The organism is Paenibacillus albidus (assembly GCF_014644435.1).
GTDB lineage: Bacteria > Bacillota > Bacilli > Paenibacillales > Paenibacillaceae > Paenibacillus_AQ > Paenibacillus_AQ albidus.
Map to the genome: position 1 here is coordinate 201,996 of NZ_BMKR01000002.1, position 14,713 is coordinate 216,708.

14 protein-coding genes are annotated in these 14,713 nt (G+C 49.7%); 3 read left to right on the plus strand and 11 right to left on the minus strand.

The genetic code is table 11. The features are described 5' to 3' along the window. Nucleotides 1-179 precede the first annotated feature (179 nt). The 6 genes from IEY53_RS02670 to IEY53_RS02695 form a co-directional block, all read right to left on the minus strand. Nucleotides 180-872 carry a DUF1129 family protein gene (locus IEY53_RS02670; RefSeq protein WP_189022051.1) on the minus strand — a complete coding sequence of 231 codons (693 nt, stop codon included), beginning with the start codon at nt 870-872 and terminating at the stop codon, nt 180-182. A 1-nt stretch (nt 873) separates the two neighbouring features. Further along, nucleotides 874-1,203, minus strand: a complete 330-nt coding sequence (locus IEY53_RS02675) for a PadR family transcriptional regulator (RefSeq protein WP_189022052.1) — start codon at nt 1,201-1,203, stop codon at nt 874-876. Nucleotides 1,204-1,334: 131 nt separating this feature from the next. Continuing rightward, a complete protein-coding gene (locus IEY53_RS02680; protein ID WP_189022053.1) occupies nt 1,335-2,681 on the minus strand; it encodes a hypothetical protein in 1,347 nt (448 codons plus the stop codon). After that, nucleotides 2,678-3,091 carry a VOC family protein gene (locus tag IEY53_RS02685; protein ID WP_189022054.1) on the minus strand — a complete coding sequence of 138 codons (414 nt, stop codon included), beginning with the start codon at nt 3,089-3,091 and terminating at the stop codon, nt 2,678-2,680. Before IEY53_RS02685 ends, IEY53_RS02680 begins: the two co-directional genes overlap by 4 nt. Before the next feature lie 53 nt (nt 3,092-3,144). After that, entirely contained in the window at nt 3,145-4,059 is a 915-nt protein-coding gene (locus IEY53_RS02690; RefSeq protein WP_189022055.1) for a ketopantoate reductase family protein, read from the minus strand. 268 nt (nt 4,060-4,327) lie between these two features. Beyond that, the gene (locus tag IEY53_RS02695) at nt 4,328-6,103 is read right to left on the minus strand and encodes an ABC transporter substrate-binding protein (protein WP_189022056.1); all 1,776 of its coding nucleotides are present in this window, start codon (nt 6,101-6,103) and stop codon (nt 4,328-4,330) included. Between the two features lie 144 nt (nt 6,104-6,247). Between IEY53_RS02695 and IEY53_RS02700 the strand changes: the two genes are divergently transcribed. Continuing rightward, nucleotides 6,248-7,492, plus strand: a complete 1,245-nt coding sequence (locus IEY53_RS02700; RefSeq protein WP_189022214.1) for an MDR family MFS transporter — start codon at nt 6,248-6,250, stop codon at nt 7,490-7,492. 95 nt (nt 7,493-7,587) lie between these two features. On the opposite strand, the gene IEY53_RS02705 is transcribed toward IEY53_RS02700, so the two are convergent. Then, complete coding sequence (locus IEY53_RS02705) at nt 7,588-8,577, minus strand: helix-turn-helix transcriptional regulator (protein WP_189022057.1); 990 nt, start codon at nt 8,575-8,577, stop codon at nt 7,588-7,590. Nucleotides 8,578-8,674: 97 nt separating this feature from the next. Between IEY53_RS02705 and IEY53_RS02710 the strand changes: the two genes are divergently transcribed. Continuing rightward, nucleotides 8,675-9,649, plus strand: coding sequence for a Gfo/Idh/MocA family protein (locus tag IEY53_RS02710; RefSeq protein ID WP_229695936.1), 975 nt, complete (start codon nt 8,675-8,677; stop codon nt 9,647-9,649). A gap of 371 nt (nt 9,650-10,020) precedes the next feature. Here the strand turns inward: IEY53_RS02710 and IEY53_RS02715 are convergent, their stop codons facing one another. Continuing rightward, nucleotides 10,021-10,527, minus strand: coding sequence for a GNAT family N-acetyltransferase (locus IEY53_RS02715; RefSeq protein ID WP_189022058.1), 507 nt, complete (start codon nt 10,525-10,527; stop codon nt 10,021-10,023). 164 nt (nt 10,528-10,691) lie between these two features. On the opposite strand from IEY53_RS02715, the gene xerS reads away from it, so the two are divergent. Then, the gene (xerS, locus tag IEY53_RS02720; protein ID WP_189022059.1) at nt 10,692-11,774 is read left to right on the plus strand and encodes a tyrosine recombinase XerS; all 1,083 of its coding nucleotides are present in this window, start codon (nt 10,692-10,694) and stop codon (nt 11,772-11,774) included. Between the two features lie 127 nt (nt 11,775-11,901). On the opposite strand, the gene mobB is transcribed toward xerS, so the two are convergent. The 3 genes from mobB to IEY53_RS02735 form a co-directional block, all read right to left on the minus strand. After that, on the minus strand, nt 11,902-12,438 hold the full coding sequence (gene mobB, locus IEY53_RS02725) for a molybdopterin-guanine dinucleotide biosynthesis protein B (protein WP_189022060.1): 537 nt from the start codon (nt 12,436-12,438) through the stop codon (nt 11,902-11,904). A 98-nt stretch (nt 12,439-12,536) separates the two neighbouring features. Then, nucleotides 12,537-13,805: a molybdopterin molybdotransferase MoeA gene (locus IEY53_RS02730; protein ID WP_189022061.1), complete on the minus strand. Its 1,269-nt coding sequence runs from the start codon at nt 13,803-13,805 to the stop codon at nt 12,537-12,539. Nucleotides 13,806-13,982: 177 nt separating this feature from the next. After that, nucleotides 13,983-14,708: a DUF4247 domain-containing protein gene (locus tag IEY53_RS02735; protein WP_189022062.1), complete on the minus strand. Its 726-nt coding sequence runs from the start codon at nt 14,706-14,708 to the stop codon at nt 13,983-13,985. Between the last annotated feature and the right edge of the window lie 5 nt (nt 14,709-14,713).

The following is a 14,713-nucleotide window of genomic DNA, read 5'->3' on the forward strand; positions in this document are numbered from 1 at the left end:
CACCCGCCTATTTTTGGAATCATTATACCATGGAAGAGTTGGCTAGATCGCATACTAGACTTGAAATGTCCTCCAAACCGCTCTTTTTTAGCCGGATAAGTGCCCCTTATCGCCTTTAAAAATCGTTTAAAACCAAAACAGCGTATAATTTATGTTATACGCTGTTTTTTTAGCCGGTTTTATCTGCTTATTTCCCGCCTTTTGAATAACAACGATATTATATAGAGGACGATGCCAATACCCGCCAGGTAAAGCGTTGGAATACTTGCAGCGGGACCTAAATCCGGCGTAATGATAAGTACAGCCACAAACAATCCGACAGACAACGTGCTAATTCCCGCAAATTGCAAGACCTCCAGGCCTTTCTTCGGTTTGGCTTCTTTAAAGGTAGAAGCCTTAACCCAGCGGAGAACGGTCATAATAAACAAGTACAACAGCAGCACATCCATACTGACAACGATAAGGGCAGAGCCGATATGAAAATTGGTCTGGCCACTGCCGATGTGGAACAAATAGTACATTCCTGCCCCGGCTATACCACTGAAGAAACTGCTAACCGCCAAAAAGAGCAATGTAATCCGGGCAGAAAAAAGCAGTTGATTCTTGCGTGTCTCCCCCGGAATTTCCCCGATCAGCTCCTCACAATACGCTTTGGGTTCATCCCCAAATACCTGCGCTGCCGTGCGTCCCTCTTGCTGTGCTTGCAGCACATGCTCCAGCAGCTCCAGCAGCAACTCCTCAGTCTGCTGTTCAGATCTGCCCGAAGCAAAGCGAATGTAGAGAAGCATCTCTTCATAGTATTTCAGGTTCTCCCTTGTCAGTTGGGAGCGTTTGGTATTATTCAATTGGATAAGTTCTTGTACAGTCGTCATGTTATCCCTCTTCTCTGTCAATCATTCGATCTACTGGTGCTTTGATGGATGCCCACTGCTGTTTGAAATCCAGGAGCGCAGCCTGCCCTTCTTCCGTCAGACTGTAATACTTTCGTTTCGGGCCGCTTTCGGACTCCCTCATCTCCCCTGCTATCAATTCCTCCTTCTGCAGCCGCAGCAAAATAGGGTAAATGGACCCTTCGCTAATGTCTGTAAGGCCGAACTCCTGCAGTTTCATGGAGAGCTCATACCCATACGTCGGCTGCTGCTTAATTATTGACAAAATACATCCTTCAAGAATCCCTTTTAACAGTTGGCTGCGAAGCGACATGTCATCACCTACCTTGCATTACAATATAGTGGAGATTAAAAAAGCTACCTTGCATTACAAAGTAGCATAATTACAGTATATCCTTTTTCTCGAAAAAAACAAGTCCGTAAAGAAAATGATCCAAAATCCCCTTACTCCAGCTTGGTCAGTTCACCCGTCAGTGCATCACAAATCCAGTCACAATCCAGGGCATACGTTAGAACAGCACGCTTTGTTTCCAAAGGACTCGGGGCTGGAGCAAAGCGGTATTGAAGTTTTAGCATTGGTTTATCCTTCAACTGCTCCCAGGCAGAATCGGCCGTGATTTCAGGCGCAAGGAGTAGCTTCAGGTCGAGTTTAGTACTTTCATTCTTGAATATAAAAGTATCTACAACATTTTTCACTTCCCAGGATGTGTGGTCAATCACCAGACGGATGCCTGCTCCCAGGACAGGAATGCCGTGCACCATCCGTTGAATCTCCACGACCACCTGATTACCACGCATACTTTCTACTACCTCTCGCCCTTCTTTGCGGAAAAAAGCAAATTCAACGACGTTCCCGTCCTGATATTGTTTAAGATAGGAAACAGCAATATCCTTGGCTTTAGCCACATCATCGTCCGAGATATGGTTGAAAAAGACATGCGGAGCATAAGGGTCCGCTTCGGTCACTCCCTCCTCCAGCCTCAGAACATCGTAGTCTGCCGTAAAAATCGGCTGATGCAATATACGAATGGTCTGATTACGCTGAGGCAGTGTTGTTTCCCTATCGATCTGTTCAATCAGCCCGGGCTGGTCTGTGCAGATTATTTCGCCTGTAACAGCATCATAGACATCTTCGCGGCAAATATAATACGGATGCCGGGAAGCCAGCAGACCTATGTAACTTAGGGAGAGTTGCCTGCTGTCAAGCTGGCGGATGAACACCTCGGGCGGAATGAGAGCCTCATTCGGGGCAAATGTACATTCATCCCAGACGCAGTTGATATGCAGCAACTCAAAGTCCTGGTTCAGTTTGATTTCGAGTGTCTGATAATCCGCTAAAGGAATTCCTTGGCTATGCCTCAGGTAACTCAGACGATAGATCCCCCCCGTTAACGACTTACGGACGAGCCGCAGTTCAGCCGGTTCTATCTGCAGATCCAGTCTGCTGATCCAGCCGAGCACTTGCGGATACAGCTTCTCATATAAAGCGTCAGTCATCTCCACCTCCGGCTGCTTGACTTCCCGGTGATGGTCATGCCAGTAAAAGGAAATCATCCTGCCGGTACAAGCATCCAGTATGGCTCGTATCGTCTGCACGTTCACCAATCCATCCTCGTCCAGCTCAGGTTCCCCTTTTTGGTTCCATTCGAGCTCAATGGTGTAGAAGGGGCAGTCCTCATATTCAGGGTTGCGGAAAACACCGCTGCTGATCAATTCATGTGATGAGGGAATACCCACCCATTGCTCCATGTTGTCCAAGGCTGCTTGGATCGTTATCAGCTGCAGGTTCATCCTTTGGCCACAAAATTGAGCTGCCAGGATACTCCAAAGCGGTCTGATACCCAACCGAACTTATCACTAAATGGGTAAGTTTCCAAAGGCATGAGCACCTGTCCATCCCCGGCTAAAGCTGCATATACTTTGTCTATTTCCGCTTCCGACTCACAATTTACGAATAACGATATCGCCGGTGTGAACGTAAACCCATGCTTCACATTGCTGTCTATACACATAAAGACCTGTCCATGCAATGAAAAAGACGCCTGCATCACGCTGCCTTCTGCTCCGCCCTCGTTCGCTCCATAATGCTTAATGCTTATAATTTCAGAGCGTTCAAACAATGACACATAGAAATTCATGGCCTCTTCCGCTTGGCCGTCAAACATCAGAAAGGTGGTGATTTTGGGATTAACCTCCGCCACGTGCTCAGCTCCTTAAGCTTGTATGGTATCAGAACCTATGGAATATTATATAGTTAAATCAAGCTTTCGTACACTTTCAGGCGGGCAAAAACAGTCTCAAGTACAGGATATCGCCCTTCTTCCGCTGAGTCTAAAGCAAGCAGTGAACCGTGCAAATGGTCGGTCTCAACCGGCAGCCGCTTATGCATATCCCGCTGCATAGAGGATGTCATTTCAGGCGGTACGGCCTCCATTTTCTGCAGCGTGGAATTCTCGATCTCCGTTGATACCGGCATTCCCGCATTGCGGGCAAGCGCAACAATCTCCTTAAGTAATTGCTTGTATACGTCACGCGAGCGCGGCAAGGCCAGAATAGGCCCTACATGGCAATCCATCAGCGTTGTAATGCCGCTTAAGCTGGCCACGAATATATATTTCTGCCAGACTTCCCGCTGAATATCCGGACTCAATGTCACTGTAAATCCGGCATCGTTCAAATGGCTGAACAATGTCTGCGAACGTTCGGACTCTCCGCCGTCCCACTCTCCGAAGACCAGGTTATGGAAGGGACTGGTCTGTACGATAGCCCCAGCTTGATCCAGTGTAGTTTCAATGTAACACAGACCGCCGAGCACTTTTTCCCGGCCAAACTTTGTCTGCAAGGCACCGAAGTGATCATATCCGTTCAGAAGCGGGAGAATCAAGGTATGTTCACCCACGTAAGGTACAAGGTCAATCATGAGCTGAGGCAGATGATAAGCTTTGACCGCGATCAGAATGCAATCATAAGCTTCAGCCTTCTCCCCATATGTAGTGGTTGTAACCGGGGTATGAATATCCCCATGAATACTTTTGACCGATAATCCGTCCTCTGCCAGCTGGCTCTGTTTCGCCTGACGGACCAGAAAAGTGACATTTTCTCCTTTTTGGACCAGACGGGCGCCGAAATAGCCCCCAATCCCCCCTGCACCTACTATCAAAAACCGCATTATGCTTCAATCCTCTCTTAATAACCTTTGTGTTGGCAAATCAAAAAGACCTCTTAGCAGCTCCGCTAAAAAGGTCCGAAAGGCAAAAAAAGAGTCAGGTTTTGACCATTCTTTTGTCTCGGTCCTTACGGATCAGAGCAAATTCCTGGGGAGTTCACCTCCATGGCTTCACAATAAATACTATTGATGAATAATACTTGCGGGAGTACTGTTCGAATCTATCGATACAGTCTCCCTGGAAGTATAACAGAAACAGAAGCTGCTGTCTTCATTGAAATCCGGGTTTAATCCAAAGCTTGGAAATGTCCAGGAAACCAAAGGCTGCGGTATGCAGACCGAACAAACTCTGATTCAGCTGTGCTTTTTTGTTCATATGGCAGCCATACAAAATCCAGTACTGCTCCCGCAGAATTCCCTCTACCCGATCCAGCAGCTGCGCTCTGTCTTCTCCCGATAACTGCGCAAAACTCTCCAGCTCACAGTCCAGCCTGGAGTGCTGGCCGCTTTCCAGATAGTTATGCAGATAATTAGAGCTGTTCTTAAAAAAATTGATCAGACCCCATTGCCAGTCATCCTCCAGAACTTCTTCCGCCATAATCAGATCCGCTGTGCTCACCGTGTTGTCATCCTTGTATTCTATGAACGCGTGCAGCTCAATTTGCAGCCCGATCTCCGCGGCACGGTGTTTCAGCCAATCCGCTTCCTCCAGATCTTTATGCACGGTATGCCCCAGAATAATAGTTTCCCCTTGATAGCCGCTGCGGATAAGCAGCTCCCGTGCTTCTTCCAGCGAAGGAGAGGCTGTCCAATCCACCTGGCTGCTCTTCCAGGGAAGGAAGCTGCTCGCGGGTGTGATCCGGTTGCCCCCCAATTCCCTGATCAGTGTTACCTGGTCGTATACAATCCGTATTGCCTCCCGGAAGGCGTGGTTATGCTGATAACCGGGCTTCCGGAAATTAAACACCATATACCGGCAACCCAGTGCCGGATAATCAATGCTGTTCGTGCTGCAACGCTCTGCTGGCAGCTTCATCCGGACCACTCCAGGCAGCTCATAATGACGCTCACCCGGCCCATGATCCGGGACAAACCAGATATCGACCCGGTCCAAATGCGGCCGGATTCCGTAATACTGATCAAAGGCGCTCAGCACCAGCACATCTTCATTTAAATCACTGACACGGTAAGGACCGGTGCCGATGATTTCCGTGCGGATATCCACATCATAAGGCAGGATCGACATATGAATGCAGCTGAATAAATGCAGAAAAAACAGATTGGGGCGGCTCAGATAAAAACGGATGCAATGATCGCCCTCCACCTCTGCCCGTTCAATGTCCCGATAATGCCAAATGGCCGGACTGTTCAGGTCAATCAGCCGCTGCAGGGTCTCCTTGACATCCCGGGAGGTCATCACCCTGCCGTGATGAAATCTTACGCCTTTACGCAGATAAAAGACCCAGATCCGATGATCTTCACTGCATTCCCACATATGCGCCAAGCCCGGAAGGAAAGTTTGTGTTGCTGCATCATAGAGAATCAACGTACTGCAAATCTGCCCCAGCAGGTAAGATTCAAATGCCGTATAGACATAAGCCGGGTCCAGCTTCTCCAAACGGCGTGCCCGCATCATCCGCAGGACATCCTGTCCGGAAGAGGTATCCGCCTCGCTGTGGAAGCCCATTTGTTTATTCAGCGAGCTGAGCAGCCGTTCCTTCAGAGGCTCATTCACTTCGGAGAAGCCAACCAGTTCGATCGCTTCTTTGATCTTTCCCTTGTCCATCAGCTCTTGAAAGCTATCCTCCAATGCCTCATCTATACTCCGTATAAACGTCAACACAGATGTATGCCCTCTGCCGCGTCCCGGCTGCCAGCGGATAAAACTTTTCTCTTCCAGGCGGCGCAGAATAAACTTCACGTTGCGGGGAGTACAGCACAATATCACAGACAGACTGTCAATGGTTACGGAAATTGGCTCGTGGAGTCTGAAAGAAAGCTCGTCCGCTTCCGCCAGCCGGATGAAATGTATTGTATTCGTATCCATGTCTGCCGCTCCTTTATTAAAGGTGAAAGAAGCAATGTAATCCTTACACTTTTACTTCCCCCTTTTATTACTACAATTATACCTAAAGCAATCAAGATTGGCAGTCCCAAAATACAGCAACCGGAGTAGGAGAAACACGGCATGATGAAACAGAATTTACGACAAATCCACCCTCTAGCCTGGACCATTATTATCGGCACGATGTTTGGACGCCTGGTCACCTCTATGAGCATCCCTTTTTTATCCATTTATTTGACCAGCGTGCTTGGGGCGACACCAACACAAACCGGCATTACGGTCGCAGTCAGTTCGTTGGCCGGAGTGTTGGTCAGCTTTTACGGGGGTTATATCTCTGACCGGATCGGCCGCAGAATTGTTATGCTGATCTCCGTATTCGGCTGGGCCGGTGTGTTCTTCGGCTTCTCAGCTGCACAGCATCTATGGGTATTTTTTCTCGTAAATACGCTGAACGGGTTATGCCGGGCTGTATTCGAGCCGACATCGCGGGCACTTTTATCCGATATCACACCACCCGATCATAAACTGCTGGTCTTCAACCTGCGCTACGCAGCCATTAACCTTGGGGTCGTATTCGGCCCCATTATCGGCTTGCAGCTCGGCTCTGCACAATCTACCTTTCCGTTCCTGATTGCCGGAATCGTCTACATTGCCTACGGTCTGGTTCTGTTTGTGCAGTTCAACACACACCGTACAAGCCTTCCGGCCCGCTCAACAGCCGAGGCTCCGCGTCTACGTGACGCCTTGGCAACAACCGGCCGTGATCGTGTATTTTTGCCTGTGCTGGTGGGAACCACCTTTTGCGTCTTGGGGTACGGTCATTTCAGCTCGACACTGGCACAGTATTTAACACTCAGCCCCCTTTTTAGCAATGGTGGGGAGATCTTCTCCTACATGCTGTCGCTGAATGCGGTGACCGTGCTCGTGGTGCAGTATCCGCTTGTGCGGACCGCCCGCCATCTTCCACCCCTCATTCCCTTGATTCTGGGCAATGCGCTCGTCGCACTGAGCATGCTGCTGTTCGGAATGGCCGGAGGCATGGCGCTGCTAATGGTTAGTGTTGTGCTGTTTACCATTGGGGAAGTGCTGCTGTTCACGATGATGGATATGCTGATTGACCGGATCGCCAAGCCGGAATGGAAAGGGACCTATTTCGGCACAATCGGGTTCAATAACTTCGGCAATGTTATGGCTCCTGTGCTGGGTGGCCTGCTGCTGGACCAATTGGGTGCCGGCAACGGCCTCGGTATTTTTATCCCACTGGCTGTAACGACAGCCTTCGGCCTGCCTTTTCTACTGACTGCCCATAAGCGGCTGGCCGCCAGAGAGCGAATGAATCCTCCGGCTGCAACGAACAGCTTCAAAGTGTAGCTCTGGCCAGCTTCAAGTATCAGAGGACCAGCCGAATTTAAGGGACGCCTGGAAGATGTAATTCACATCTCCTGGCGTCCCTTTTGCCTATACTTCTACCTATCTCGTGTTTTGTCCACTCCAGGGGTTGCGGTGTAGATTTCCATGAGATTACTCAGCTTCTTCTTTAGCGCCTCCCGAAGCTCCGCTGGCTCCCGAAGCTCGGCATACTCTAATATGGATAACATGTGTTCACACGCATATTCATAGCTGTACAGATTCAGAGTCACCAGAAGTGATTCTTCCTCCTCTATCTGCTGAATGATCTCCAGAGGCGTAAGTTTAGCTTTTTTCTCCGCCTTCAACCGGATCACTACGGGGTAATATTCAGCCGAACTTTTGCTCATCTTAAATTCCTGCTCCTGCTTGCTCCAATATTCCATCAGCGAGAACTCGGCGGGAATTCTGTATTCTTCGTCCAGGGTCTGAGCTGTATGTATCCGGCTGCATTTGAAGCTCCGCAGCTCCCGGGCCACCTCACAGAACGCAGCAAGGTACCACTCCCCTTGTTTCACTACCAGCCCATAGGGATGAAGTGTACGTCTTGATACCTCTCCACTAACTTTGCGATATTGGATTTCAAGCTTTTTCGACCTCCAGACCGCACTGCGTACAGTCTCCAGACAAGGGATTTCGGCCCGCTCACTCCACCACGGGGTATCATCGAAATAAAAACGGTTTTTGGCGATTTCCACATCCTGACGATAGGCGGGAGACAGCGTTTTCTCCAGCTTCAAAAGCGTATTTCTTAGCTTCAATCCGGATTCCGTTCTTCCGCCCGAATAGATGCCCATCCCTGTTAAATACAGGTTGATCACATCTTCCCCATGCAACTGCTTCAGGTTGACCGTATACCCGTCCATCAGGGAGATGCCGCCGTTCGGACCGGACTTGGTGACTAGCGGTATTCCAGCTTCACACAGGACGTCTATGTCTCTGTAGACCGATCGGACGGATGTCTCCAGGGCTGAGGCCAGTTCGCCCGCTTTTATTTTTCCGCGGGATTCTATAAGCAGCAGAATTGCTATCAAACGATGTACTCGCACTACAAACGCCACCTGTTCCTGTAATATCTTTTTTAATCCGCATTCCTATTCTTGCCACTCTCTTGTCAACAATAGCAGTATATCATAGGTTTAAGAAATGAAAGGCGCTGTAATGGAGATGAATGTTGGAATATTGGGGACGGGCTTTGGTGCCTATCATGCCAAGCTGCTAAAAGCAATGCCTACTGTTGAAAGAATCGCTGTCTTCGGGAGAAATGAAACGAAATTGGGAGAAATATCGGAGGCGCTAGGCGTTCAGGTTACAACCTCTGCCGAGGAACTGCTGCTCGATCCGGGCCTCGATGTTATACACATCTGTCTGCCCTCTTCTCTGCACCGGGAGTATGCGGTGGAAGCGTTGAAACACGGAAAACATGTCTTCTGTGAAACACCGGTGTGCCTTGAGCTGGAGGATATTGCTGCGATGAAGCAAGCCGAAGCCGCCTATGGCAAAAGGATTCTCGTCAACCAGTTCATCAAGTTCGATCCGCCGTACCAATACCTTTACGAAGTGACGCAATCCCGGAAATATGGCAACCTTCTTTCTTTGACGCTAAAAAGAGAAACTGCCCCGCTGTGGGGTGACTTAGGGCTGAGCAAGGTGACGACGAATCTGATGATTCATGAGCTCGATTGTCTAACCTGGATTCTGGGGCAAGAGGCCAGCCCTATTAACGTCTGGGGTACCGGTGCCGGAGCACCAGGACAAGCCATGGTGCGGGCGTCCTTCCCTTATGCGGATGGATGGGCAGAGGTCCTCTGCTCTTCCCGGATGCCTGATTCCTATCCTTTTACTGTCGCTTATGAAGCCTACTTTGAACATGCCAAACTTGTCTTCCATGAGAGTGACGATGAGAACGGTGTGACCCATGTTGTACTTACAGAATACAGCTCCGCCGGCAGGAAAGTACTGTCACTCGAGTCCGTTAATCCTTACGAAAAAAGCATCAGCTACGCCCACTCCTGCTTGCAGGACGGCTTCGCCTCCATCCTCTCCCTGGAGCAGGCAGCACGGGCCATTGAAATCGCGATTAAACTCCGGGAGAAGCTCGCGCAGAAATTCTTATATTGACATGCGCAAGCAGGTTTGATATTGCTCCTTAATACGTTTTTTGTTTGATGGAGCGTCTAGGGTTGATGGTTAGAGTTTTGGTTGCGTGGAGCTCATATTTTGGATTTTCTATTGTGAATTTTTCATATGATGAAATTAAATAAAATTCTCTGATTTTGGATTTAGATTTCGGTCGTATTATTTCGTTTGATTAGTTTACATATTATTTATTATGTTACCTTATGTCCAAAAAGAAGGTCTAACCATTTGTGGGAGAGATGGTTAGACCTTCTTTTTATAGTCTTATCAACTAAATAATGGACATTGCCAGTTTGATTAGTTTACATAATATTAAATATGTTACTAACTATCCGGTTTGTCCTTTGCCTCTTTTATTTAATCCCATTAACATTCAATGTACTGAAGTATTGACTGGGGTTCCCTTGCTTTGGATTAAAACGTTCTTGAAAGGCCCCGTTGGTATAACTGGAGATTACACGATGCCAGAAGTTACGGGCAGGTGTGTTGGCTCGAATCTGCGATACCTTCCAGTCTCCGGGATACATATCGAACAGCCTGTGTGCTGCCCAGGTGCCCACCCCGCTGCGGCGGTATTTTTGCATCACAAAAAACTCGGTCATATAATACTGCCCTTCCGGACTGCGTTGCAAACGGTCCACCAGTGCAAATCCGGCCATATGCCCGTCCACTGTAAATACATAAGCATTTTTATTCTGGCCGCTGCTCCAATAAGCTTCCAGGCCCGGATAAGGTGGATAAGCACCGTCTTGGCCTACATCAAGCTCAAGATACCGGGTAAAATCGTACAAATAGAACTGCATCAGGCTGCTGATCAACTGCTTCCGCTCTTTGGGAACCAGCTCTATACCAAGTTCCATTAAGCTCACCTCTGTACATCACATTTTCTTCACATCATATAACTTTGTCTCTTCAGGAGCAAGGCGGGTCCGTCCTCCCCCTCCCTTTCCGCGTCTTGCCGCCCAAAACATGGTAAGATAGAAGAACTGACGAAACATAAGCAAACTACGAAAAGGTGATTCTGATGAGCATCCAAAAAAACAGCGACCGCAAGCATTTGGAGTTGAAGTTACCTCACATGCCCTGGTTTGTACAGCAGTTCATCGACTACAAGCGCCCGGATCTCTCCCCCTCCACCCTGCTGGAGTACATCCGTGATTATGAATCTTTTTTTGGCTGGCTGCGTGCTGAGGGGTTATCGGCTGCCGGGAGCAATGCCGGGTTGACCCTGATGGATCTGGAGGTGCTGCATATGGACAGTATTGTAGGTTACCGCTTGTACCTGACTACCCGCGCCGAAGGAACGAATACCCGGGTCACTGTCTCCCGCAAGCTGTCTGCCCTGCGCTCCCTGTTCCATTATTTAAGCCAGATTGCTGAGGATGAGAATTTCTATCCGCTGCTGAAGCGCAATATTATGGCTAAAGTCGAAATCAAACGTATCCATAAACCGAAAGATACCGCGGCCAAGCTGAAGGGCAAAATTCTGGAGGAAGAGGAGCTGCTGGAGTTCGTAGGTTACATCTATGAGGGATATGGACGTGATGTGGAGAACAACAAACAGGCCTATTATTCCTTCCAGCTGAACCGTGAACGGGATGCCTGCATTGCCAGTCTGATCCTTAATTCCGGCCTGCGCGTCTCCGAGGTTGTCAATCTGAATGTGGATGATCTGGATGTAAATAACAAGCTGTTATACGTAACCCGCAAGGGCAACAACGATGAGACCTTTAAGACCCCCGTCTATTTCCGCGAGCAATCCAAGGATGACCTGCTGCTGTATTTAAGCCTCCGGACCACGCGTTACAAAACGCCCAAACGGGAAAAAGCATTATTTATCACGCTGCCGAATGGTCAGCAGGAAGGCAAACGGATGACCAAGCGGGCGATTCAGGAAATGATCATCAAATACGCCAAACGTTTTGGCAAACCTTATCTTACCGTTCATAAGCTGCGGCATTCCTTTGCAACGGACTATTATCTGCAGAATGATATCTACAAAACCAAAGAACAGCTTGGACATGCTTCTACTGAAACCACGGAGGTCTATGCCCACCTCACCGATAAAACGATGTCGGAAGCCATTGAAAAAAGAATGGAGTCCTAAACAGCAAACAGCGGCCTCGGCCCTTCCGCTTTCTTGGAGGGCTGAGGCCACTGTGCTTATGACCCGGTTTACGGGGACGTTGCAGATCTGCAGGATGCTGATTTTAGGGTTTTCTATTGTGAATTTTTCATATGTTGAAATTTTGAAAATAAGATCGTTGGCGCCACAAATGGTTGGCGATTCCTTGAATATCATGAATAGGGAATAGCGCTGAGTTCTGCAGCCCTTCAAGGTGTGGTTCTGATAGCAATGGCTCCCAGACGCAAACTGCCGTTATGTTCTCCAATTGCTGCAGAAGCTGCACATCCGCTTCTTCATGAATCAGCACCAGCTTAGGAAAGAATTCATTCTTGAAGCCTTCCACCAATATATAGTCATAGCTGGCAAAAGCGGCAATCAGCTCCGCCAGACTGCTGCCCTGCTCTTCTATCCGGGCCGTACGGCCCGGACTGGTGATGGCAATCGCCGAAGCACCGGCCTGACGATGTTTCCAGGTATCACTTCCGGCATGATCCATCTCAAAATGATGGGCGTCATGCTTGATAACGGCCACCTTGCAGCCCCGCTCCTGAAGCAGCGGAATCAGGGCACAGAGCAGCGTGGTTTTGCCGCTGTTTTTGTAGCCTACGATCTGGCAGACTGCCGGCCGGTCAGCCTGGGGCACTGGGGAGGCTATAGCTGTCCGGGTTTGCCTGCGGATCCGTTGATTCCGGTGCTGAGGTCTGCACTTATGAGCCGATCCTAATCCTATACTGCTGCCTCTCATTTCGGCAGCATCAGGACGGTTACTTTAGCGCCGGCAGCAAGTCCTTTGTCTTCCGGCGGTACAATCACCAGGCAGTCACTATCTTTAATGGTAACCATCACGGAGGATTCATCGATGGTCGCCGGAATGGCGTAGACTATCCCCTCACGGTTCTCCAGCCGTGCCCGCACAAACCGGGTATAATTATTGACTTTGGTATAATCTGCCCCCAACACAGCCGTACACTCCGGCAAAAAAGGATGCGAAGCACCCTGCATCTGGCCGATTACCGGCCGGGCAAAAAGCTGAAAACCTACAAAACAGGCTCCAGGGTTGCCGGACAAGGCCAATAAAAGCTTCCCTGCCCGCATCGCTGCTGTAGTAACACTCCCCGGTCGCATCGTCACCTTGTTGAACAGCATGTCCGCATGCTCTTCACGCACCAGGTCGCCCATTATGTCATAATCGCCTACCGAAACTCCGCCAGTGGTAATCACCAGATCATAACTTTCCAGTGCCAGCTGAACTTTGCTGCGGGCCAGCTCCAAATCGTCCACGATCGCTCCCAGCATGACCGGTTCCCCCCCGGCTTCACGGATTAAAGCCTCCAGCATCGGGGAGTTGCTGTTGCGGATTTTGCCGGGACTGAGCGGCTCATGCACCTCAAGCAGCTCAGTCCCGGTAGCAAATACCGCTACCTTGGGCCGGCGGCGGACCTTGACCGTGTGCACACCAAAAGCGGCCAGCACGGCGACTTCTCCGGCAGCAATCAGCGTGCCGGCAGGAAGCACAAGCTCCCCCTGTTTAATTTCCATCCCGCAGGGGGTTATATTCCGCCCGGCTTCCTGCTTTTTCCGTATCCCCGTATATTTATGGCCATCCTTCACCTGAAGCTCCGTCACTTCAAGCATAACCACAGTATCCGCACCCGTTGGAACCTGGGCGCCGGTCATAATGCGCGCCGCTGTGCCGGGTGTAAGGTCTACCGAAGGCACCGCGCCGCAGGGAATATCATCTACGATACGAAGCCACACGACGTTGCCGTTCCCGCATTCCTCGGTATCGCTGGCCACAATGGCATACCCGTCCATGCCGGAACGGTTAAATGCAGGGAAAGGATGCGGCGAGAATACATCCTCCGCCAAATAACGGCCGGAGCTGGAGCTAAGCGGTACTTCCTCCAGGTCAAGCATCTTCGCATATTCCATTACTTTGGCTTGAGCCTCTTTGACCTGCAGGGCTCTGCGCTGAAATTTATCACTTTTTAATTCCTCACTTTTACTCATGAATACCGACTCCCTCCACCCTGGTTGTCTGAACACAATCTATCCCTATTTTAACATGTGCACCCCGCAGCTTGTCTTATAAAATAAGTATAAAACTAAAATGAGATCATATGTTCTCATCCATGACAGAAAAGCAGCCGAAATCCTGATGATTTCGGCTACCGGGGCGGCAAACCGCTAACGCCTGCCTCTTCGTCCGATTCTGCCGGTTCCGAAGCGGGTTTTGGGTCTGCCGATTTTGGTTCTTGGCGGGTCAAAGACCGAGCCCTTATTACGATTGATGGTGTCTTTTGCCGGATTTCCGTCTCTCACGGAATCTCCTCCGGTTACTGTACCGCTGCCGCGCCTACCGCGGCGTGTCAGCAGACCCTGGCGTTCCACCGTGATCGGAGGGGCTATTTTTTTGTCCTGGTCGGTTGGCTTCCGGTAGGCTCCCTGCCTGGGTTTATAGACATCCTTGCTGCCATATCCCCGGTAAGAACCGGTACTGCGTGCCGAATCGAACAGTTCTCCAAGAAGCCTTGCCGTGAGATAGGTCTGTAAAAAGCCGGAGTCATAATTGTTCCGTACGTATTCCCGGGAGTTTACTTCAACCAATGTATCTGCAGCATTGTCAGGGTCCTGTTGCAAATGGTAAACCTGATCCCCGTATACAAGAAACATCCGCTCATCACTGGCGGCTGAGACTTGATCCGGTGTCTGCTGCGATTGGAGTGCCTCAGCTACCTCTGTAACGGTCTGCTCACTCGCCCTATAGACAAAAGATTCAGCATTTCCGTCACGATTGACCGATTCGAGCGGATAGCTTTCTTTGGGGTTTGGTGCACCGCAGCCGCCCAATACGGAAACCAGCAGCCCGAGAACCAGAACAAGGGTTAACAGGCGTGCCAATAGGCCTTTCATGAACA

Bases quoted from the DNA above. Each gene is read 5' to 3' on its own strand.
- IEY53_RS02675 (WP_189022052.1), bottom strand. From the start codon at position 1,203: ATGTCGCTTCGCAGCCAACTGTTAAAAGGGATTCTTGAAGGATGTATT.
- IEY53_RS02680 (WP_189022053.1), bottom strand. From the start codon at position 2,681: ATGAACCTGCAGCTGATAACGATCCAAGCAGCCTTGGACAACATGGAG.
- IEY53_RS02670 (WP_189022051.1), bottom strand. From the start codon at position 872: ATGACGACTGTACAAGAACTTATCCAATTGAATAATACCAAACGCTCC.
- IEY53_RS02690 (WP_189022055.1), bottom strand. From the start codon at position 4,059: ATGCGGTTTTTGATAGTAGGTGCAGGGGGGATTGGGGGCTATTTCGGC.
- IEY53_RS02710 (WP_229695936.1), top strand. From the start codon at position 8,675: ATGAAAGGCGCTGTAATGGAGATGAATGTTGGAATATTGGGGACGGGC.
- IEY53_RS02695 (WP_189022056.1), bottom strand. From the start codon at position 6,103: ATGGATACGAATACAATACATTTCATCCGGCTGGCGGAAGCGGACGAG.
- IEY53_RS02735 (WP_189022062.1), bottom strand. From the start codon at position 14,708: ATGAAAGGCCTATTGGCACGCCTGTTAACCCTTGTTCTGGTTCTCGGG.
- IEY53_RS02700 (WP_189022214.1), top strand. From the start codon at position 6,248: ATGAAACAGAATTTACGACAAATCCACCCTCTAGCCTGGACCATTATT.
- xerS (WP_189022059.1), top strand. From the start codon at position 10,692: ATGAGCATCCAAAAAAACAGCGACCGCAAGCATTTGGAGTTGAAGTTA.
- IEY53_RS02730 (WP_189022061.1), bottom strand. From the start codon at position 13,805: ATGAGTAAAAGTGAGGAATTAAAAAGTGATAAATTTCAGCGCAGAGCC.
- IEY53_RS02715 (WP_189022058.1), bottom strand. From the start codon at position 10,527: ATGGAACTTGGTATAGAGCTGGTTCCCAAAGAGCGGAAGCAGTTGATC.